This window comes from Streptomyces sp. NBC_00223 (assembly GCF_036199905.1).
Lineage (GTDB): Bacteria > Actinomycetota > Actinomycetes > Streptomycetales > Streptomycetaceae > Actinacidiphila.
Map to the genome: position 1 here is coordinate 7,197,060 of NZ_CP108109.1, position 19,890 is coordinate 7,216,949.

Here is a 19,890-nt window from a genome sequence, read left to right on the forward strand (position 1 = left end):
CAACCGACGGTGACAAGGGACGGGCCGTATGCATTGACGTGCATTGACCCGAATGCGGTCAAACTCACTTGACCAACGCGCCACAGCCCCAAGGAGTCACGCACTTCGGGGCGTGCCGCCACCACCGGGGGGCGCGCGGACCGGGCGCGCACCACCCGTGCGGGGTCTCGCGCGGTGTCGCCATAGAATTGACGCCCGCCCACCGGTCGCCCCTCCCGGCGCCCGCCCCCACCTCCAGGAGACGCCGCCGTGCCCGTCAAGCCCATCCGCATCTTCGGCGACCCGGTGCTGCGCATGACGGCGCAGCCGGTCACCACCTTCGACCTCGAACTGCGCAACCTGGTCAAGGACTTGACCGACACCATGCAGGCCGCCCCCGGGGCCGGCCTCGCCGCGCCCCAACTGGGCATCTCGCTGCGGGTGTTCACCTATTTCGTCGAGGGCGAGCTGGGCCATCTGATCAACCCCGACCTCACCCTCACCGAGGAGGAGCAGGACGGCCCCGAGGGCTGCCTGTCCCTGCCGGGCCTGACCTACGACTGCAAGCGCGCGTTCGGCGTCGTCGCCAAGGGCTTCAACATGTACGGCGACCCGGTGACCATCGAGGGCACCCAGCGGCTGGCCCGCTGCATCCAGCACGAGACCGACCACCTGGACGGCATCATCTTCATCGACCGGCTCGACGCCGAGCAGCGCAAGGCCGCCGTGAAGGCGATCCGCGAGGCCGAGTGGGCGGGGGAGGGCACGCCGCAGGTCAGGATCTCCCCGCACGGCACCTTCGGCCGGGCCCTGTGAGGGCGGCCGCCCCAGCGCTCTCCACCACCCCGGCCGACGCCGTACCGCGACCGCACCGCCGTCCGACCCCGTAGCGTCACCGCACGCCGGCCCCACCCCCGCACTACAGCCCGACCCCGTAGCGCCACCGCACGCCGGCCCCACCCCCGCACTACAGCCCCACCCCGTAGCGCCACCGCACAACCGCCGCCCACCGAGAGGCACGCACCGCACGATGAGGCTCGTCTTCGCCGGCACCCCCGAGGTCGCCGTACCCGCCCTTGACGCCCTGCTCGCCTCCGACCGGCACGAGGTGGTCGCCGTCGTCACCCGGCCCGACGCCACCGCGGGCCGCGGCCGCAAGCTGCTGGCCAGCCCGGTCGCGCAGCGCGCGGAGGAGGCCGGGATCGAGGTGCTCAAGCCGGCCAGGCCGCGCGACGAGGACTTCCTCGCCCGGCTGCGGGAGATCGCCCCGGACTGCTGCCCGGTCGTCGCGTACGGGGCCCTGCTGCCCAAGTCCGCGCTGGACGTCCCCGCGCACGGCTGGGTCAATCTGCACTTCTCGCTGCTGCCCGCGTGGCGCGGCGCCGCGCCCGTGCAGCACGCGGTGATGGCCGGGGACGAGGTGACCGGCGCGTCCACGTTCCTCATCGAGCAGGGGCTCGACTCGGGGCCGGTCTACGGGGTGATCACCGAGGAGATCCGCCCGGCCGACACCAGCGGCGATCTGCTCGGCCGGCTCGCGGTCAGCGGCGCCCGGCTGCTGACCGCCACGATGGGCGGCATCGAGCGCGGTGACCTGGTCGCCCGCCCGCAGCCCGCCGACGGGGTCACCCTCGCGCCGAAGATCACCGTCGAGGACGCGGCCGTCGACTGGGCGGCGCCCGCGCTGCGCGTCGACCGGCTGATCCGCGGCTGCGAGCCCGCGCCCGGCGCCTGGACCCTGGTGGACGGCGAACGCCTCAAGCTGGGCCCGGTCCGGCTCGTCCCCGACCGTACGGACCTCGCGCCGGGCGAGCTGGCCGTCGCGAAGAACGCGGTGTACGCGGGGACGGGGAGCCACGCCGTGGAGCTGGGGGAGGTGCAGCCGCAGGGCAAGAAGCGGATGCCCGCGGCGGCTTGGGCGCGGGGGGTGCGGGTCGCCCCGGGAACGGTCCTGGGCGCGTAGCGCTCTCCGGGCTGGGGTTCGGTACGCGCGTAACGCCTTCCCGACGCGGGGTTCTCCGCGCCTGCGGCGCGGGGCTCGTGCTCTCGCCCACCCGTGCGAGTGCGGGCGGCCCCGTGGGGCGTATCCGCCGCTGACGGTCGGCCGGCGCGCGGTCTGAGTCGGCGGCCGTCGGCGGTCGGTGGCGTGTGCACGCCACGGCGGTGCGGCGTGCACACCGCGCGCCCGGTCCCTTGCGGTCCGTCCCGGCCCACCGTCCGGTGGTGGGTCGGGCCCAGTTCCTCCCCGAAGCTTCGGGGCAGCCCCACGCGTGCGGCGTATGCGCTCAGGCCGTGGCGTCGAGGTCGACCGGTTGGCAGTCGAGGAGTTGGCGGACGAGTTGGTGGGCGATGGTGTAGCGGATGTTGGGGTGGTGGTAGCCGACGACTTCGTCGATGACGGGTCCGCGGCCCGGGATGCGGGGGTCGTGAATGCCGCCGTAGACCCCGACGACGGGGTACTGCTTCACGCGCACCGCCGCGAAGCCGCTGTTGAGGTGGGGGCAGGCGCGGGTGGATTTGTGGGCGCAGGGCAGGCAGACGGGCGGGTGGGGGGTGGCCATGCCGTCGGGCCAGTTGGGCCAGTCCTGGGAGTAGTCGCCGAGGAGCCAGAGCATGCCGTGTTCGTTGAGGTCGGCCGGTCCGGCGCAGACCTGGCACAGGAGCCTGCGCATGGCGCGGCGCTGGCGCAGGGAGTGGACCTTTCCCAGCTGGGGCGTTCCCTGGCCGGGTTTGAGGGTGATGCGGTTCCACAGGGCGCCGTGGCTGTCGCGGTCGGCGGGCACTTCGTCGTCGTAGGCGATACGCCCGCGCCGCCGGTCGAACACCACGGTGGGCTTGAGGATCTGCTCGGCGGTCCAGGTGGCGATGTAGGGGACCGTCGGGTGCGGCCGCGGCCCGGGCTCGGCCGTCGCCGGGCTGTGGGCGGGGGTGTGCGTCGTCATGGGGGTTGGCGTCTCCGTTTTCGGGTCGGTAGGCCGTGAGCGAGGTGAGTAGGGGCAAGTGGTGATCCGGAGAAGGTCCCGGCGATACGGGGTCAGCCGGTGGTTCCCGGGTCGGTGACCAGTGCGCGGGAGAGGGCGGTCAGGGCGTCGGTGATCGTGCCGAGTCGCTGCTCGATCGTGTCGAGCCGTTGGGCAACCGTGTCGAGCCGCTCGGCGATCGTGCGCTCTCCCGGCTCGCCTGGGGTGTTCCCGGGCGCGGTGTGCTGCTGCGTGCGTATGGCGGCCAGTTGCTCGCTGTGCCCGGCGAGGGTGCGGCCGGTGCGGAACGCTTCCGCCTCCAGGTCCCGCAACCGCCCGCCGTACGTCACTGTCCCGGCCGTCATGCCGTTTTCCCGGCATGTACGTGTTTGCGTTCCAGGACGACGATGGGGCAGTTGAGCGCTTCCGCGATCTTCGCGAGGTTGGCGGGGGTGGCGTTGCGCCAGCCGGACTCGATCTCCCCCATCAACACCGCGGAAATCCCCACTTGCCGGGCGAGAGCCCGCTTGGTCAGACCGGCCTTCTCGCGTGCCCAGGTCACCGCGGCCGGTTCCTGATGAAGCACCCGGGGACGCCTGCGGGTTCCGACGGTCATACGGCGACCGCCCCGCTCCCCGGTACGCGGCGCCGAGCGCAGTCCGCCCACCACCGGGTCCGCACCTCCGGGAACGGCTCATGTGCCTGGCCGGTCACTGCGTATCCCTTGACAGGAACGTCGAGAAGTCCTGTGCGGCTGCGGTGAGTTCTTCGGTGCTGTCGAGGGTGGGGGCGGGGGGCGACAGGCGGGCGCCTCGGCTGTGTGCGACGCGCAGGGCGTCGAGAAGGGCCTCGGTCAGGCGGGCGATGAGGAAGCACAGTTCCCGGGGCGACGCCTCCGGCCCGTCCAGCACGGCGCGGACGTGTCCCAGGAGTTGTCCGGCAAGGCCGAGCTGGACGGCCTCCATCTGGTCGGCCAGCTTCCACAGCGGCCCCGGCCGGTCGCTGCTCAGGTAGGCGGGCTGCCCGTTCTCCCCGGTCCAGGGCAGTAAGCGCAGCGTGGGTCCGGCTGCCCCCACGGTGAGGTCGCGGTGGTCCTGTTGCTCGGCGTCTGTGGTCATCACGGTCCCTGTGTCGATTCGGTGACTGGGTGTGAGGACCGTATGGGTGCGTGATGTTGCGTCCCCATGGATGGGATGGCCCACTTGTCGACTCGGCACGGTGCAACCACCACGTTCCGATGTAGTTGGTCCTCGTGGCCGGGTTACCCGGTCACCCTGCTGCGGCTGCGTCGTACGCTGGATCGGAGGGCAGGTGAGGGTATGTCGGAAGAACTCGCGGACAATGTGCGCAGGTACCGGCGAAGGGCCGGTCTCAGCCAGGAGGAACTCGCCCATCAGTCGGGCTTTTCCGTAGGGACGATCAGTAAGATCGAGCAGGGCGGAAGCGTGCGGATCGAGACGCTTCACGCCATTGCGCGTGGTCTCGGAGTAAGAACCTCGGAGTTGTTGGTTTCGGGCGCCCCAACGCCGGTTCGTCACAACGATCCGAATGATCTCAACCTTCGTGATCTGCGTATCGCGTTGACTCCGCGCGTACGGCTGACCGCTGCCCCGCCGCCTACGGGTGACGAACCGAATCTGCGTCTTCTGCGGCGGGCGATTCGTGACGCCGTGACGTTGTACCCCGCGGGCCGGTACGCAAGTCTTGCTGCGGCACTCCCGCCGCTCGTGCGAGACGCCAACGCAGCTGTTGCTTACTACGAGGGATCTGAGGAAGAGTCACGGAAGGCGCTGCTGGCCCGTGCGGAAGTGCTGGGACTTGCCGGACGATATCTGACACAGGTCAGGCAGTTCGATATTGCTCACGTGGCGGCTGCCGCGTCGGTGAACGACACGGTAGCGGCAAAGGATGACGTGGCTGCCGCCAACCGGGTCAGGGGGCTGTGTTTCACGCTGCTGCGGACCGGACGGTTCGATGAGGCGGAAGAACTCGCCGTCGAGGCAATGGACCTGATTGAACCAAAGATCAGCGATGTCGATCCTGACCGCTATTCCGTGTGGGGCGGTGTTGCGATGGAAGCGGCTGCGGCGGCCATCCGCAACAACCGGCCGCAGGAGGCCAGGGAATACCGCCGGGTGGCTTCCATCGCGGTTGCCGCAATCGGGCATCCGCACAAATTCGATTCTTTTAGCGTTTTCGGCCCTGTAACGGCGGCGATGAAGTCGCTGGAAGACTCCATGATCATCGGCGATGCCCGAACAGTCGTACGGAGGTCTGCGGAAGACGAGGCCCTGTCTCCCAAGGCATGGGGGCGTCTGGGAAAGCCCAGCACGACCGACGGCAGCCGGTACGTGCTCGACCTGGCACGTGCGCACGTTCACACGGGGGACGCGTTAGCGGGAATGGACGAGATGATGCGGCTCTACCGTTCGGTTCCCGAGTGGCTGCGGCACCAGAAGTTGGCTGCCGTGACCATGGAAGAGATCATGAAGAAGCGCAAGCGCACCCTGACCACAGATATGCGGGTGGTCGCCGATCATCTCCGCATCTCCGGGTAACGGCGGCGGATCACATCAGCCCCGAATGCCTCTGGTGGGCGTCCGGGGCTTCGTGCTCTCTGTCGCCGGTGGGCGCGGTGTCTGGTGCGGGGAGTCGGAGCTGTAGGCGGAGCGGTACGAACTGGCGTTCAACAACATCCAACGGTCCTCGCTCAGCGAGGCGGCAAGCATCAAGTTCATCGCTGAAGCTGTGAAGGAGTTGCGCAAGTGACCAACAGCGATCTGACCAACGCACGATGGTTCAAGTCGAGCTACAGCAACGGCCAAGGAGCGTGCGTCGAGGTGGCGTTCGTGAGCGGCGCCGTCGCCATGCGGGACAGCAAGGTCCCCGACGGCCCTGCCCTGCTGTTCGCCCCCCAGGAGTTCAGCGCGTTCGTTCGCAGCGTCGGTGACGGCGAGTTCAACGCGTCGTAACCACGCACAGCCTGCGCCGTACCGACAGCGCCCGACCGGTGAGCGAGATCGGGCGCTGTCGGGCTCGGTGGACTACATCGTGACCCCTGACGAGGTGATCCGCTGCACCAGCCGGCGACGGCCGCGGGGGCTGGTAGTGAGGTGAGCAGGGGCAAGTGGCCCGTAGTGTTTGCGTTCCAGGACGGCGATGGGCCAGTTGAGCGCTTCCGCCCATGTCCCGCGTCGGGGACGGATCGGTGATGCCCGTCGCCTCGATCGCGTGGGTCACACCCTGTCCCCGGCCCGGGGCTTGGGTCGGCGGCGTCCGTGTTTTCAGGTCAGGGACACGCCGCGGCCGCCGAAGAACTCGGCGAACTCGGCCACGGGCAGACTCGCCGTACGCGCCTGCTCGGTGTGCCCGGACGGGTTGCGGAAGCGCACCGTGTCCCCTTGGCGGTCGGTGATGAGCACGAGGTGCCCGCCCTTGCCGGGGGCGGGGTTCTCCGGTCGGCGGATCTCCTTGTGTACGGAGGCCATCACCAGGCGCCCGGCGTCGAGGAGGTCGAGGAGGCCGGGCATGGTCAGGGTCGGGTGGACCTCGGCGCCCAGCGGGTGGACGTCCAGCACGTACTGGACGAACGGGGCGTAGATCAGGCCGCGGATCGCTCCGGTGTCCGGGTCCTCGGTGTACGCCCCGTACTTCCGGGCGCCGTCGAGGAGTTCGAACATGCTGGGTGCGTCGCCGGTCCGGGCCAGGAGTGCCATGCGCAGGCAGGCGATGCCGCACATGTGACCGTTCCACCGGCCGTAGGTCTCGATGTCGGGTGCGCCGGACTCCGCCCAGCGGGGATCGTCGCTGTGGGCGCGGCCCTCGTAGGCGAAGGCGGTGATGAGGTTCTCGCTGGCGTACTGGGTGATGGTGGGGAACGGGTGGTCGTCAGACACGGGCGGGTTCCTTCCGGCGGGTGGTCTGGCTGATCAGCCGGTAGAAGGTGGGCAGGTCCACGCCGCCGCCGGAGATCACCACCCCGATCATCCCCGACTCGTGGGGGACGAGGCCGGTAAGAACGGCGGCCAGGGCGCAGGCGCCACTCGGTTCGGCGACGACTTTCAGGTGACGGAAGGCGAAGGCCATGGCGCCGATGATGTCCTGTTCGGTCACGGTCACGACCGTGTCGAGGAGCCGGGAGTTGACGGCCCAGGTCAGCGGCGAGGGGCTGGTGTGCCCGAGGCCGTCGGCGATGGTGGCGGGGACCTCGGGCAGGGCGACGCGCTGGCCGCACCGCATCGACAGCAGGGTGTCGGCGCCTTCCTGCGGTTCCACGCCGATAACCTTGATGCCGGGATTCAGGTGCTTGGCGATCGTGGCGGTCCCGGCGGCGAGTCCGCCGCCGCCGACAGGGACGACGAGGGTCTCGATCTCGGGGTGGTTGGTGAGGAGTTCCAGGGCGGCGGTCCCGGCCCCGGCCATGATGTGCCGGGAGTTCGCCGAGGGGACGACGGCCAGGCCGTCCCGGGCGGCGATCTCGGCCACGAGGGCGTCGCGGTTCTCCGAGTCCCGGCGGTAGGTGACGACCCGGCCGCCCAGCGCGCGGATGCCCTCGACCTTCGGGGCCGGGGCGTCGGCCCGGATGACGACGGTGGCCGGCACTTCGAGGAGGCGGCCGGTCAGGGCCAGGGCCTGGGCGTGGTTCCCGGAGGACGCGCCGATCAGCCCGCGGGCACGCTCGGCCGTGGGGAGGGACGAGGCGTGGTGGTAGGCGCCGCGGAACTTGAAGGAGCCGGTGCGCTGGAGGCCCTCGGCCTTGCACACCACCGGCCATCCCGCGGCCTGGTCGAGGGAGAGCGCGGACAGCGCCGGAGTGCGGGCTACGACCGGCTGGAGGTTGGCGGCGGCGTCTTCGACGTCGCGGGCGGTCAGCTCGGTCACGGCCGGTACCCCTCACTGGTGGTGGCGGTGGCGAGGATCATGCGGATGAGCTGGTCGAAGTCGATGCCCGCCGCGCCGGCCATGGTGGCGAGGTTCCCGGTGTGGGAGAGGCCGGGCAGGGTGTTGATCTCCAGCCAGACCGGGCTGCCGTCGGGGGTGACGATGAAGTCGGAGCGGGAGTATCCGGTGCAGCCCAGAGCAGCATGCGCGTCGAGCGCGGCGGTGGTGACCGCGTCGAGGGTGGCGCTGGGGAGTTCGGCCGGGCAGCGGTAGCGGTACTTGGTCTTGTCGCGCTTGGTGGCGTAGTCGTAGAACTCGGCGTCGGTGGGCAGTGTCTCCAGCGGCGGCAGGGCCACGGGCGAGCCGTCGACCTCCAGGATTCCGCACGTCACCGGGATGCCGGTGGTGAAGGGTTCGGCGAACCAGCCGTCGGCGGCCCGCGCCGTGAGCAGCGCGGCGGCGAGCTCGGCGCTGTCGTGGCAGACGCTCATACCGATCGAGCCGCCTTCGGACAGCGGCTTGAGGATCAGCGGGAACGCGATGGTGCCGGTGATGGCCTGGGTGATCGTGTCGCGGTCGCCGGCCGGGAGGATGACGGAGGGCAGGACCGCCACGCCGACGCCGGCCGCGACGGTCTTGGCGAGGGTCTTGTGCATACCGACGGCCGAAGCCGTCACGCCCGACCCGGTGTAGGGGATGTGCAGGGACTCCAGTAACCCCTGGAGCTTGCCGTCCTCGGCGTACTGCCCGGCGATGGCCAGGAACGCCACGTCGGCGCCGCGGACCTGGTCGGCGAAGTCCTTGCTCGCGGCGTCGAGCAGCACCGTGGTGTAGCCCTGCCGGTTGAGGGACTCCTGGGCGGCGCGGCCGGACATCAGGGACCGCTCCCGCTCGGTGGACCTGCCGCCGGAGACGACGGCGATCCGGCCGGGTTCGTGCGACTGCATCGTCATCAGGTTGTGCTCCTGTTCGTGGGTGCTCTGGCCGGTCTCACAGGCGCCGGCCCTTCAAGGCGCTACGGTCGAAGAGCCGAGCCGACGGGCCGTCTGGCGTGTCGGGCAAGCCCTGCTGATGCGGAGTTCGTTTCGTGATCCCCCTTTCGCTCGAAGCCGTCGCGTCCGCTGTCGGCGGCCGTCTGCGCGACGTGCCGGACCCGTCCGCGCTGATGACCGCCCCGGCGGTCGTCGACTCGCGCACGGTCGAGCCCGGCGGTCTGTTCGCCGCGCTGCCCGGTGAGCACACGGACGGGCACGCCTTCGCCGCGAACGCGGTGAAAGCCGGTGCAGTCGCGGTCCTCGCGACCCGTCCGGTCGGTGTCCCGGCCGTGGTCGTGGAGGACGTGCTGGACGCGCTTGCCGCGCTGGCCCGTACCGTGCTGGCCGCCGTGCCGGAGGTCACCGTGATCGGGCTGACCGGCTCGGCGGGCAAGACCAGCACGAAGGACCTGATCGCCCAGGTGCTTCCCGAGCTCGGGGAGACGATCGCCACGGTGAAGTCGTTCAACGGCGAGATCGGGATGCCGCTGACGGTGACGCACCTTGACCAGGGCGTTCGCTACCTCGTGCTGGAGATGGGCGCCCGCGGTATCGGCCACATCACCCACCTGACGCGTATCGCCCCGCCCACGGTCGGCCTGGTCCTCAACGTGGGCACCGCTCACGTCGGAGAGTTCGGCGGCCGAGAGCAGATCGCCCAGGCCAAGGGCGAACTCGTCGAAGCACTCCCGGCGGACGGGCTGGCGGTCCTCAACGCCGACGATCCGCTGGTCGCCGCGATGGTGTCGCGTACCTCTGCCCGGGTGCTGACCTTCGGCGTCGGCTACGACGCCGACGTACGGGCCCTGGACGTCGCCCTCGACAGCTTGGGCCGGGCCTCGTTCACCCTGACGGCCGCCGGCACCCGGGCGCGGGTCGATCTGTCCCTTCACGGCGCACACCACGTGTCGAACGCGCTCGGCGCTGCCGCCGTCGCGATCGGGCTGGGCGCCGGCGTGGAGAAGACTGCGGCCGCACTGTCCCGCGCGGTCCTGGTGGCGTCGGGGCGCATGGAGGTCACCGACCGGAGTGACGGGGTGCGGATCGTCAACGACGCGTTCAACGCGAACCCCGACTCGGTGAAGGCGGCGTTCACTGCCCTTGCAGCCATGGCGGACGGGCGCCGCATGGTCGCGGTCCTGGGAGAGATGAAGGAACTCGGTGACAGCGGCACTGAGGAACACCGGCAAATCGGCCGTCTCCTCGCCGCCGCCGGCATCCACGTGCTGATCGCGGTCGGCGGCGACGACGCTTCCGCGATGGCGGCCGCTGCCCAGCAGGACAACCCGCAACTGACGGTGGCCAGCGCCCGCGACCGGGACCATGCCCTGACCCTGGCCCGCGACCTGATCGAGGCGGGGGACATCGTCCTGGTCAAGGGCTCCCACAGTGTCGAACTGGAGCACACTGCGGAGCGGCTGGCGGCCGACGGCCGCTAGAAGGTGGGGCATCGGGATCACTCCTGCCACCGGTCAGTGCAGCGGGCCGCAGCACACGACGAAATGTGCTGCGGCCCGCTGCCGTGGGGAGCCGCCCCTTGGCGACTACGACCAGTCAACGGCCCCTCCCTGCCGGTAGTCGGCTGCCAGGCCGTATGCCAGGGTGTATGCCAGTGACGAGGGGACGCCCGTGACGGAACAGGCATACACACCAGGGCAGTTGATCAAAGAGGCCAGAGAGGTCCTGCACTGGTCGCAGCAGGACGTGGCCGACGCGCTGAACACCGCGGCGGGGACCGCGAGCCTGGGGCGGCACAGCGTGTACCGGTGGGAAGCCGGACTGCGGCTGCCGCAAGAGTGGTGGCCCCTGCTCTGCCAGGTCCTCGGCGTTCCCGAAAAGGCCATGGAAGCGGCCATGGCCCGCGCGGTGGCGATGCGCGGCGGAAACCGGGCCCTCGTTCCTGCCGTCCTGGCCGGTGGCCTCTGGGACCGGGCCGACGCCGATACGCTCGCAGCCATGCTCGACGGCGACCAGGCGGTGACGGCGGACAACGCGACCGCCATTGCCCACGTGTGGCTCGTGACACCGCCACCCCAGGTCGTGCACCAGCGCGCCGGCCGCCGGATCGGTACAGAACTCCTCGATGAGCTCGACCAGCGCACCGTCCGGCTACGGCGCCTCGACGACTTCGCGGGCGTCACCGTGCTCCTTCCGGCAGTGATGCAGGAGTTACGGGAGACAGTGAAACTCGCCCGAGAGGCGTCCTACACCGAGGCGAGCGGGCGCCGCCTGCTGGCGCTGCTCTCCGAGCAGGCCCAGCTGGCGGGCTGGGTGACCTGTGACACCGGCCGAGTGGACCAGGGCGTGAGTCTGTATCTCGCCGGGGTCAAAGCCGCCCACGCCGCCGGGGACCGCACACTGGCGGCACTGAACCTCGGATGTGCCGGATACGCCTACGCCAACAACGGCAAGGCGGCCGAAGGACTCCTGATGGCCCGCTCCGCGCTGGCCGGCTGCGAGAGGAGCGCGAGCCCGCTGGAGCGCACCCTCCTGCTGGACAAAGTCGCCTGGACAGCCGCCATGGCCGGCGAGGCCCGGGAAGCGGAGAGAGCCGTGGGACGCTCGACCGCATCCCACGACCATGTTGACGACGACGCCGAGCGGCCTGACTGGCTGTACTGGTGTTCACGGGACGAATCGGACGTGATGGCGGGCCGGGTCTTCACCGAGACCCACCGGCCGCTGCGGGCCGTCCCCCTCCTGACGGCCGCGCTGGAGCGCTACGACACCACGCACGTCAGGGAATTGGCGCTGTACTCGTCGTGGCTGGCCCAGGCGTACGTCGACGCCAACGAGATCGACGAAGCCGCGGCGGTCGCCTCGCGGGTCTACGACCTTGCCGCCGCCTCGGACTCACCGCGCGCCGTACGGCGCCTGGACACCGTCCTGAACGCCCTTGCCCCGCACCGGGACACTCCTGCGGTGCGCGACCTTCTGGAGCGCGCCGCGTCGTAGCGGGCGGGCGCACGAGCGTTTCTGCCCACCCGCGGGCGATCGGCCCGCGGGTCACCGCTCCCACTCGAAGGCGTCATCTCGCCCCAGGCGGCATCCCGCTCGTCATCGCTGAGCAGGTCGTTGATCTCGTCCTCGGTGAGCTCGGTGCCGTCCATGGCCCTCATGAAGCCGAAGCCGCCCCTCGTACCGGGCTCGGTGGACTACATCGTGACCCCTGACGAGGTGATCCACTGCACCAGCCGGCGACGGCCGCGGGGGCTGGTGTGGCAGGACCTCACGGCGGAGAAGATCGCCGCGATCCCGGCGCCGGCAGCACGGCATGCGGCACATGGGCGGGCATAGGCCCCCGCACTACCGCTGAGCTGCGGTCATACGCACTCGGCCCGGAGCCCGCCGGCAGGCCGGACCTTCACCGCATCGTTCGCGGTAGCGCTGCGGCCGGCCCCTTGCCGGCCGGTGGCCGAGGCACAACCGATGTACCCCCGGGGCGCGAGGAACCGCGCGTGAAGGGGGTTCCGCGCCCGGAAGCGGGGAGACCGTACGCTGGGGGCAGGCCATGACTGATCGACATCCGGAGCACCTTTCACGTGAACGACCAACCGCGCCGCCGCCCGCAGGGCAAAACGCAGGGTAAGACGCAGGGCAACTCCCAGGGCAAGCCGGCCGGCAAGCCCTACCGCCGCCCGCAGCGCGACCCCGTCCGCATCCTCGCCTACGACGCCCTACGCGCGGTCGGCGAGCGCGACGCGTACGCGAACCTCGTCCTGCCCGGCCTGCTGCGGACCGCCGAGGAGAACGCGGTCAAGAGGGGCGGCACCTTCGACCGCAGGGACGCCGCGCTGGCGACCGAGCTGGTGTACGGCACGCTGCGCCACCAGGGCACGTACGACGCCGTGATCGCCGCCTGCGTCGACCGGCCGCTGCGCGAGGTCGACCCGCCGGTGCTCGACGTACTCGCGCTGGGCGCCCACCAGTTGCTCGGCACCCGGATCCCGACGCACGCGGCGGTCTCGGCCACCGTGGAGCTGGCCAGGGCCGTACTGGGCGACGGGCGGGCGCGGTTCGTCAACGCGGTGCTGCGGAAGGTCTCCGCGCAGGACCTCGACGCGTGGCTCGCCCAGGTCGCGCCGGCCTACGACGAGGACCCCGAGGAACATCTCGCCGTCGTGCACTCGCACCCGCGCTGGGTCGTCTCCGCGCTGTGGGACGCGCTCGGCGGCGGCCGGTCCGGTATCGAGGACCTGCTCACGGCCGACAACGAGCGGCCCGAGGTCACCCTCGTCGCCCGTCCCGGCCGGTCCACGCCGGAGGAGATCGTACGGTCCCTGCCGGCGGAGTCGACCGAGCCGGGCCGCTGGTCGCCGTACGCGGTGCGGCTCGCGGAGGGCGGCGACCCGGCGGGCGTCGAGGCCGTGCGCGAGGGCCGGGCCGGGGTGCAGGACGAGGGCAGCCAGCTGGTGGCCGCCGCGCTGGCCGCGGCGCCGCTGGACGGCCCCGACACCCGCTGGCTCGACGGCTGCGCGGGCCCCGGCGGCAAGGCCGCGCTGCTCGCGGCCCTCGCGGCGGAGCGCGGCGCGACCCTGGTCGCGGCCGAGAAGCAGCCGCACCGCGCCCGCCTGGTCAGCCGCGCGCTGGCCGGGAACCCGGGCCCGTACCAGGTCGTCGTGGCCGACGGCACCCGGCCGGTGTGGGTGCCCGGCTCCTTCGACCGGGTCCTGGTCGACGTGCCGTGCACGGGCCTCGGCGCCCTGCGGCGGCGCCCGGAGGCGCGCTGGCGGCGCAGGGCCGAGGACCTGGAAGCCTTCGGGCCGCTCCAGCGCGGACTGCTGGCCGAGGCGCTGCGCGCGGTCCGGGTCGGCGGGGTCGTCGGCTACGCCACCTGCTCGCCGCACCTGGCCGAGACCCGCGCGGTCGTGGACGACATCCTGCGCGCCGCGCGCGGCCCGGCCGCCGAACTCATCGACGCCCGCCCGCTGCTTCTCGGCGTCCCGGCCCTGGGCGACGGCCCCGACATCCAGCTCTGGCCGCATCTGCACGGCACGGACGCGATGTATCTGGCGCTGCTGCGCCGCACGTCCTGAGCGAGATGGAGTGTGCGGGTTCTCAAAATGAGTGGCCAATTCTCACTGACGCCGGGAGGTCAGTGAGAATTTCCCAGTGTCTTGCGCAGATCGTCCGTGAACGACCGCCAGGACGCGAGCCGCGTGACGGGCCCTTCACGGTCCAGCATCTGTAGGAGCCGCGCGCGGTTCGCGGGGAAGCGGGTCTGGAGCTTCTGCAGACCGCGGCCTTTTTCCTCGCTGGCCGTGGCGATCGCTTGTCTGAGCAGTGCCTTGGGGTCCGCCACCGACTCCGCCCGTGCCGGTTTCGGAAGGTCGAGTGCCATCCTGCCGTTGGGGTTTCCTGCCACCTCGCGGATCGCCGCATGGTCGAGCAGCAGCCACGCCTCCAGCATCCGCACGGGGACCACAGGCACATGCGCCAGACCGGGGCTCACGGCGGCCACGGCTTCCGCGATTTCACTGCGGCGACGGTCATGGGGCTCGCGGTCCGAGTCACGGTGGATGACGACGATGTCGTAGTCGTGCCCGCCGTCGCTGAGCTGCTGCGCGGCTCGGAGCTTGTCCTCGACCGAGTGACCGGGCTTGTTCGGCAGGCGGTACAGGTCGGGGACCGTCACATGGACCTCCCTGCCCACGTCCGCTGCGATCGACTCGATGTGCAAGCGCAGGCCCGTGTCGCTGGAGCCCTCACAGATGTAGAGGGCACGAACGGTCACGAGGCGCTCTCCTCAAGAGTCAGCCGGGCCTCTGGCGGGGCTGTGAGGTACGCGAGGATGTCGGCCTTGGTGCCGTAGCCCTTCCCGGCGCCGCTGGCGCGCCATGTATCGGCCAGGGGGCGCAGCCGTAGACCGCGCGCGGCTTTGCCGCCGACCCCCGGGACGATGGTGGTGTCGGCGATCAGCAGGTCCGCCGGATCGACGAGCTGTACGACGCCCGGCGAGTGCGTGTTGATCAGGACCTGCCGGAAGGGGTTGTCTTCGTCCACCGGCAGGGAGGGGTCCACCGCCAGGTCACGCACCAGGTCCACCATCGCGGAGAGGTTGGCCGGATGGATGCCGTTCTCCGGCTCCTCCATGCAGAGCAGACCATGCACCTGCGGGTCCTCCAGCAAGACGCACAGGGCGAGGAAGCGCAGCGTCCCCTCCGACAGGCTGCGGGCCGGCAGCACCATGCCGTCGATCTCGTGGAGCTTGATCGTCAGCAGTTCACGTGTGTCGTCGGCCTCCACGTGCAGCGTCTTGACGTGCAGCCCCGACAGGTCGGACAGGCGCCCCGCGACTCGCGAGTAGACCCGAGCGGGGTCATCCGGTGACTTCTCCCGTGCGATCCGGTCCAGACTCCTCGGCAGGTGCAGACCGTCGGGCTGCATCTCGCTGGGGTCCGTATAGCGGTCGGAGGTGCGCAGTGCGGAGGGTTCGAGGGCCAGTCGGCGCCAGGACTGCATTTCCCGTCTGGCGGCAAGGATGGTCGGGTCGTCGTTCCGGTTGATCGTGGCGAGCATGGTTTGCGGCGCCCGGCTCGCGGGTGCCGGACGAGGCTGGCCTCTGCGGCTGCCGTCGGCATGGATGCTGACGACGGCGTCGCCCGTTTCGAGAGACGTGGAGATGTAGGGCGCGTTCGAACGGCGAGTGCGGACCACGGCCTTGCGGAAGTCCGCGGCGCGGTGCGGAAAGCGCAGATGTGACAGAGCCTCGATGGGTCTGATCCGGCTGAGGTCCTCGTAGCGCAGCGTCAGCCTGCCGCCTCGCTCCCCCCGCTGCGGCGGTTGGTATCCGAGGTGAAGCTCATAGCGGAGGAATGTGGATGTCGGCTCCGCCAGCCTGCCGAAGTCGTCTTCCACCTCACCGGGGACGATCATCTCCGCAGCGAACGTCATCAGGTGCTCGCCCTCCGCGTAACCGTTCCAGAAGAGGTCCCGTGCGTCACCGTGCAACGTGCCGTGGGTCCCGCGGACGGTCTGGGCCGCCTCGATCATGGAAAGGTCGGCGAGCAGGCTCAGGAACTGGATCGCGTCGAAGACGTTCGATTTTCCGGTGCCGTTCTCTCCCGCGATGCAGGTGAAGGGACCGAACTCGACCCTGAGATCCAGAAGGTTCTTGAATCCACTGACTTCGAGCCGCGTCAGCATGTGCCCCCTCGTTGGTCCGATTCCGACGCGCCCTCGGGACGTGTGATGCCCGGCTGCGTCCAGGCCGGTGCACACAGGAATGATAGGACGTCAGGCCGTGCTCGACGGCGCGCGTCCGGCGGTGACCGGCGACGGAAACGGGGTGTCCGCAGGAGAACTGGCAGGATGTATCCGACGGGACAGAGGATCGTGGACGTTTACGACGTACGGAGGAGAGGTCGCCGCTGTGCCTCCGACTGGCGGAGCTGATACGGGGACGTCCTCTCTGGACAGGGCCGCGCTCGTCACGGGCGTACGCAAACAGGTTCGGGCGCTGGAGGCGGACCTCCGTGAGCGCAGCGACGACGTCGACCGCTACCGCGACCGGCTACGGGCCACTTACGAACACGCGCGGGCATCCCGTCGCACAGCCGCCACCTACGGTGCCTGGCGAGACGAGCGCATTACCCAGGCCGCGGTGGCGTGGGTGCTGGGCACGGTGTTCGTGCGCTTCTGCGAGGACAACGGACTCATCGACCGGCCCTTCATCGCGGGGCCGGGGCTGCGGCTGACGGAGGCGGAGGAACTGCAGGCCGCCCATCGCGCCGAGGATTCCGGGACCAACGACCAGGACTGGCTGGCGGAGGCGTTCACGCACCTGGCGCGGTCCCACGTAGCGATGGCCCGCATCTTCGACAGGGCGCGCAATTCCCTGTGGGAGCTGTGGCCGTCGCCGCAGGCCGCGGCCGAATTGATTGCGTTCTGGAGGCGGCGGGGCGAAGACGGATCCCTTCGTATCGACTTCACTGATTCGGAACTCGATACCGACTTCCTCGGGGACTTGTACCAGGACATCAGCGAGACGTCACGAAGGTCATACGCGCTGATCCGAACACCTGATTTCATCGTGGAATTCCTCCTGGATCTCACGGTCGATCCGGCCGTCGCGGAATTCGGGCCCAGGGGCTTCCGCGGGATCGACCCCGCCTGTGGATCGGGCGCGTTTCCTTTGGGGCTCTTCGCGCGGCTTTTGGATGCCTGGCGAGCAGCTGAGCCCGGAACCCCGGATGACGAGCTGATCCGCCGCACGCTGCACTCCGTCCACGGCTGCGACGTCAACCCCTTCGCTGTGAGCATCACGCGGTTCAGGCTGTTGATGGCCGTCGCACGGGCGAGCGGTCGCAGGAGGCTGAGCGATCTACCGGAACATGTGATCAACGTGGCGGCGGGCGACGCTCTGCTGGACGGGCGCGGTGCGCCTGGTGGGTCATCGTCGGGGCTTTTCGCAGAGGAGGACGACGGCACTGCCGGAACGATCGGGGACGTCGATGGGTTCGCCGAGGAATGCGACCTCTTGGGCCGGAATTCCTACCATGCGGTGATTTCAGAGCCGCCCTTCACCGTCGAGCGTGACAAGGCGAAAAGCGCTGTGTACCGGCAGGCGTATGACGTGGCCTCCGGAATGTTCCCGCTCTCAGTCCTCTTCACGGAGCGCATGTTTCAGCTGGCAGTGCGGAAATCCGGCGGAACACCCGGAGGCTACATCGGCCAGTACACGTCCAGTTCCTTCACAAGGCGTGAATTCGGCGAGAAGCTGATCGGCGAATTCTTTCCACGCGTTACGCTGACCCATGTCATCGACACCTCTGGCGTCTACGCACCGGGCCACGGGACCCCGACGCTGATCCTGGTCGGCCGGAACGACCCCGCTGTGCGTGACACCCGCGTCCGGTCGGTCTTCGGCGGGCGTGGCGAGCCGACGCGGCCGACGCATCCGGCCCAGGGGATCGTATGGAAGTCGATCCTCGACCAGATCGACCGGCCCGGCAGCATCTCGGAATGGGTGAGCGTCCAGGATGAACCCTGGCAGCGCTTCTTTCGCTTCCCATGGACGCTGACAGGTGGCGGGGACGCGGACCTCATGGACCTTCTCTCCCGGGCCCCCCGGCGGTTGGCCGACGTCCTCGCCGGCCGGGTGGGCTTGGCCCCGGAGCCGGGACAGCGAGACGTCTTCGCGCTCGGGCGGCCCTGGTTCCTCCGCCACCCGGACTCGGCCCAGTTGGCCCGAGGCATGGTCACCGGCGAGACGGTGAGCGACTGGCGTGCGGGCGTGTCGACGGACGTACTGGCGCCCTACGGCGAAGACGACACCCCGCTCCCTTTGGATCTCGGCAGCTCGTGGGGACGGCACCTCTGGACGATGCGGCAGGTCCTTCGGGCGGCGCCCGGGGCGCGGGAATCATCCAGGATCGGGGCTGGACCGTGGTGGGCCTGGAGGCGCTGGCCTCGCGGCGCACACAAGGGGCCGGCGATCACGTTCGCGTCCGTGGCCACGCACAATCGCTTCGCCCTGGAGCGCGGAGGTCGACTGCTCAGCAGAACCGCACCCGTACTGCGATTGTCCCCTGGCGTGGATGAGGACGAGTACATCGCACTGCTGGGGGTGCTCAACTCCTCGACGGTCGGCTTCTGGCTCAAGCAGAGCGGCTCTGCCATCGGGGCCGTCGGGCCGGGCGTCTCCCCGCCCGGCGAGGACTGGGCACGGGTCTATCGCTTTACCCCGGCGTCCCTCTCGCGGCTTCCGCTGCCGACTGGTGGTCCACTCGTCCGCGCGCGGGAACTGCATGCTTTGGCCCGACAGCTTGATGCTCATGAGCCGGGCACCGTTTGCCCGGTGGAGTATGCGCCCGTCCGAAGTGCCTTGGATGCGGCCAGGGCTACCCATGAAGAGACACGCAGCCGGATGATCGCCCTCCAGGAGGAACTGGATTGGGAGGTCTACGGCACCTACGGACTGTTGTCCGACGGTGAGAAGGCGCGTCTGACCACCCCTCATGATGTTCCGCCGCCTGCGCTACGGCTGGGTGAGCGTGCCTTCGAAATCGTGCTGGCACGCAGAATCGCCGCCGGTGAGGCTTCGGACTCGTGGTTCGTGAGACACGGCGCAACGCCGATCACGGACATCCCGCAGCACTGGCCGGCTGCCTACAGCGAGGTGGTGCAGGCCAGAATCGACGCCATCGAGTCTCACCGCGCGATCGCCATTGTGGAGCGCCCGGAGTACAAGCGGCGGTGGGTGTCGGAGCCGTGGGAGCGCCGTGAGAAACAAGCGCTGCGCACCTGGCTGCTCGACCACTGTGAGGACGAACGACTCTGGTTCGAGCACAGGAAGGGGGCCAGGCACCCGCGTCCCCGGACGATTGACCAGCTTGCACGGGATCTGGGTGTCGATGCCGCAGTGCGTTCTGCTGCCGTGCTGTATGCGTCCCGCCACCTGGGGAGGCGGGACGCGACCCTCCGTGACGTGCTGGCGGCGATCCTGGCCGAGGAGCATGTGCCCTACGTGGGGGCGCTGAGGTACAAGGAGTCGGGGCTGCGGAAACGAGCCCAGTGGGAGCAGGTGTGGCAACTCCAGCGAAGCGAGGACAGGACTGGAGAGGCGATGGGTATCCCTGTCCCGCCGAGGTTCAGTGCCGCCGATTTCCGGCATGCCTCGTACTGGTCCCTTCGAGGCAGCCTGGACATTCCCCGGGAACGCTTCGTCTCCTATCCCGGCGCCGTTGCCGAGGGGGACAGTCCGCTGATCGGATGGTCCGGCTGGAGTGACACAGACCGTGTCCTTGTACTGCTGGATCTGGTCGGCGTGCTCCGGCAGCAGCCTCAGCCGAGGGCCGACCGGATCGCTCCCCTGCTTGCCGGCATCCAGGAGCTGATCCCCTGGGTCCGCCAATGGGAGGCGCCGACAGGGCCGGGCCCGAACTTCGGTCACGCCGAGACATTCCAACGCGAGTTCGACGACCTGCGCACCGATTTTGGGCTCAGTACCCACGACTTGACCTCTTGGCGGCCGCGGAAAGCGACTTCAAAGGGGAATTGACCTGTGATTTCCAAAGTTTGTCGATCAACGAACC

17 protein-coding genes and 1 pseudogene are annotated in these 19,890 nt (G+C 70.0%); 9 read left to right on the forward strand and 9 right to left on the reverse strand.

The window, feature by feature from the left end; translation table 11 throughout:
• Positions 1-249 precede the first annotated feature (249 nt).
• Complete coding sequence (gene def, locus OHA30_RS30775; protein ID WP_328917137.1) at positions 250-795, forward strand: peptide deformylase; 546 nt, start codon at positions 250-252, stop codon at positions 793-795.
• Positions 796-1,009: 214 nt separating this feature from the next.
• Positions 1,010-1,942 carry a methionyl-tRNA formyltransferase gene (gene fmt, locus OHA30_RS30780; RefSeq protein ID WP_328917138.1) on the forward strand — a complete coding sequence of 311 codons (933 nt, stop codon included), beginning with the start codon at positions 1,010-1,012 and terminating at the stop codon, positions 1,940-1,942.
• Positions 1,943-2,264: 322 nt separating this feature from the next.
• Here the strand turns inward: fmt and OHA30_RS30785 are convergent, their stop codons facing one another.
• The 4 genes from OHA30_RS30785 to OHA30_RS30800 all read right to left on the reverse strand — a co-directional run bounded on the left by OHA30_RS30785 (position 2,265) and on the right by OHA30_RS30800 (position 4,057).
• Positions 2,265-2,921: a hypothetical protein gene (locus tag OHA30_RS30785; RefSeq protein ID WP_328917139.1), complete on the reverse strand. Its 657-nt coding sequence runs from the start codon at positions 2,919-2,921 to the stop codon at positions 2,265-2,267.
• A 92-nt stretch (positions 2,922-3,013) separates the two neighbouring features.
• The gene (locus OHA30_RS30790; RefSeq protein WP_328917140.1) at positions 3,014-3,304 is read right to left on the reverse strand and encodes a hypothetical protein; all 291 of its coding nucleotides are present in this window, start codon (positions 3,302-3,304) and stop codon (positions 3,014-3,016) included.
• Positions 3,301-3,555, reverse strand: coding sequence for a helix-turn-helix domain-containing protein (locus tag OHA30_RS30795; RefSeq protein ID WP_328917141.1), 255 nt, complete (start codon positions 3,553-3,555; stop codon positions 3,301-3,303). Before OHA30_RS30795 ends, OHA30_RS30790 begins: the two co-directional genes overlap by 4 nt.
• A 94-nt stretch (positions 3,556-3,649) precedes the next feature.
• Entirely contained in the window at positions 3,650-4,057 is a 408-nt protein-coding gene (locus tag OHA30_RS30800) for a hypothetical protein (RefSeq protein WP_328917142.1), read from the reverse strand.
• A gap of 201 nt (positions 4,058-4,258) precedes the next feature.
• Between OHA30_RS30800 and OHA30_RS30805 the strand changes: the two genes are divergently transcribed.
• Both OHA30_RS30805 and OHA30_RS30810 read left to right on the forward strand, forming a co-directional pair.
• The gene (locus OHA30_RS30805; protein ID WP_328917143.1) at positions 4,259-5,497 is read left to right on the forward strand and encodes a helix-turn-helix domain-containing protein; all 1,239 of its coding nucleotides are present in this window, start codon (positions 4,259-4,261) and stop codon (positions 5,495-5,497) included.
• 207 nt (positions 5,498-5,704) lie between these two features.
• Entirely contained in the window at positions 5,705-5,911 is a 207-nt protein-coding gene (locus tag OHA30_RS30810) for a DUF397 domain-containing protein (protein WP_328917144.1), read from the forward strand.
• Positions 5,912-6,223: 312 nt separating this feature from the next.
• On the opposite strand, the gene OHA30_RS30815 is transcribed toward OHA30_RS30810, so the two are convergent.
• From OHA30_RS30815 to OHA30_RS30825, 3 genes are read right to left on the reverse strand one after another with little or no spacing between them, the layout of a single operon-like run.
• Positions 6,224-6,835 carry a peptidase gene (locus tag OHA30_RS30815; RefSeq protein ID WP_328917145.1) on the reverse strand — a complete coding sequence of 204 codons (612 nt, stop codon included), beginning with the start codon at positions 6,833-6,835 and terminating at the stop codon, positions 6,224-6,226.
• On the reverse strand, positions 6,828-7,820 hold the full coding sequence (locus OHA30_RS30820; protein ID WP_328917146.1) for a threonine/serine dehydratase: 993 nt from the start codon (positions 7,818-7,820) through the stop codon (positions 6,828-6,830). The genes OHA30_RS30815 and OHA30_RS30820 overlap by 8 nt, the downstream gene beginning before the upstream one ends.
• Positions 7,817-8,773 carry a D-alanine--D-alanine ligase family protein gene (locus OHA30_RS30825; RefSeq protein ID WP_328917147.1) on the reverse strand — a complete coding sequence of 319 codons (957 nt, stop codon included), beginning with the start codon at positions 8,771-8,773 and terminating at the stop codon, positions 7,817-7,819. The genes OHA30_RS30820 and OHA30_RS30825 overlap by 4 nt, the downstream gene beginning before the upstream one ends.
• A 134-nt stretch (positions 8,774-8,907) precedes the next feature.
• On the opposite strand from OHA30_RS30825, the gene OHA30_RS30830 reads away from it, so the two are divergent.
• The 4 genes and pseudogenes from OHA30_RS30830 (at position 8,908) to OHA30_RS30845 (ending at position 13,890) form a co-directional block, all read left to right on the forward strand.
• Positions 8,908-10,293: a UDP-N-acetylmuramoyl-tripeptide--D-alanyl-D-alanine ligase gene (locus tag OHA30_RS30830; protein ID WP_328917148.1), complete on the forward strand. Its 1,386-nt coding sequence runs from the start codon at positions 8,908-8,910 to the stop codon at positions 10,291-10,293.
• A 190-nt stretch (positions 10,294-10,483) separates the two neighbouring features.
• Positions 10,484-11,809, forward strand: a complete 1,326-nt coding sequence (locus tag OHA30_RS30835; protein ID WP_328917149.1) for a helix-turn-helix transcriptional regulator — start codon at positions 10,484-10,486, stop codon at positions 11,807-11,809.
• A 192-nt stretch (positions 11,810-12,001) separates the two neighbouring features.
• Positions 12,002-12,151 (forward strand): annotated as a pseudogene (locus tag OHA30_RS30840) (5-formyltetrahydrofolate cyclo-ligase); the annotation flags it as partial.
• A gap of 245 nt (positions 12,152-12,396) precedes the next feature.
• Entirely contained in the window at positions 12,397-13,890 is a 1,494-nt protein-coding gene (locus tag OHA30_RS30845; RefSeq protein ID WP_328917150.1) for an RsmB/NOP family class I SAM-dependent RNA methyltransferase, read from the forward strand.
• A gap of 59 nt (positions 13,891-13,949) precedes the next feature.
• Here the strand turns inward: OHA30_RS30845 and OHA30_RS30850 are convergent, their stop codons facing one another.
• Positions 13,950-14,588 (reverse strand): hypothetical protein, encoded by a 639-nt coding sequence (locus tag OHA30_RS30850; protein ID WP_328917151.1) that lies wholly within the window; start codon positions 14,586-14,588, stop codon positions 13,950-13,952.
• Complete coding sequence (locus tag OHA30_RS30855; protein WP_328917152.1) at positions 14,585-16,000, reverse strand: AAA family ATPase; 1,416 nt, start codon at positions 15,998-16,000, stop codon at positions 14,585-14,587. Before OHA30_RS30855 ends, OHA30_RS30850 begins: the two co-directional genes overlap by 4 nt.
• Positions 16,001-16,226: 226 nt before the next feature.
• On the opposite strand from OHA30_RS30855, the gene pglX reads away from it, so the two are divergent.
• On the forward strand, positions 16,227-19,856 hold the full coding sequence (gene pglX / locus OHA30_RS30860; RefSeq protein WP_328917153.1) for a BREX-2 system adenine-specific DNA-methyltransferase PglX: 3,630 nt from the start codon (positions 16,227-16,229) through the stop codon (positions 19,854-19,856).
• The last annotated feature ends 34 nt before the right edge of the window (positions 19,857-19,890 follow it).

Excerpts from the sequence above, each read along its gene's own strand:
- fmt (WP_328917138.1), top strand. The coding sequence starts at position 1,010 with ATGAGGCTCGTCTTCGCCGGCACCCCCGAGGTCGCCGTACCCGCCCTT.
- OHA30_RS30785 (WP_328917139.1), bottom strand. The coding sequence starts at position 2,921 with ATGACGACGCACACCCCCGCCCACAGCCCGGCGACGGCCGAGCCCGGG.
- OHA30_RS30790 (WP_328917140.1), bottom strand. The coding sequence starts at position 3,304 with ATGACGGCCGGGACAGTGACGTACGGCGGGCGGTTGCGGGACCTGGAG.
- OHA30_RS30795 (WP_328917141.1), bottom strand. The coding sequence starts at position 3,555 with ATGACCGTCGGAACCCGCAGGCGTCCCCGGGTGCTTCATCAGGAACCG.
- OHA30_RS30800 (WP_328917142.1), bottom strand. The coding sequence starts at position 4,057 with ATGACCACAGACGCCGAGCAACAGGACCACCGCGACCTCACCGTGGGG.
- OHA30_RS30805 (WP_328917143.1), top strand. The coding sequence starts at position 4,259 with ATGTCGGAAGAACTCGCGGACAATGTGCGCAGGTACCGGCGAAGGGCC.
- OHA30_RS30825 (WP_328917147.1), bottom strand. The coding sequence starts at position 8,773 with ATGACGATGCAGTCGCACGAACCCGGCCGGATCGCCGTCGTCTCCGGC.
- OHA30_RS30855 (WP_328917152.1), bottom strand. The coding sequence starts at position 16,000 with ATGCTGACGCGGCTCGAAGTCAGTGGATTCAAGAACCTTCTGGATCTC.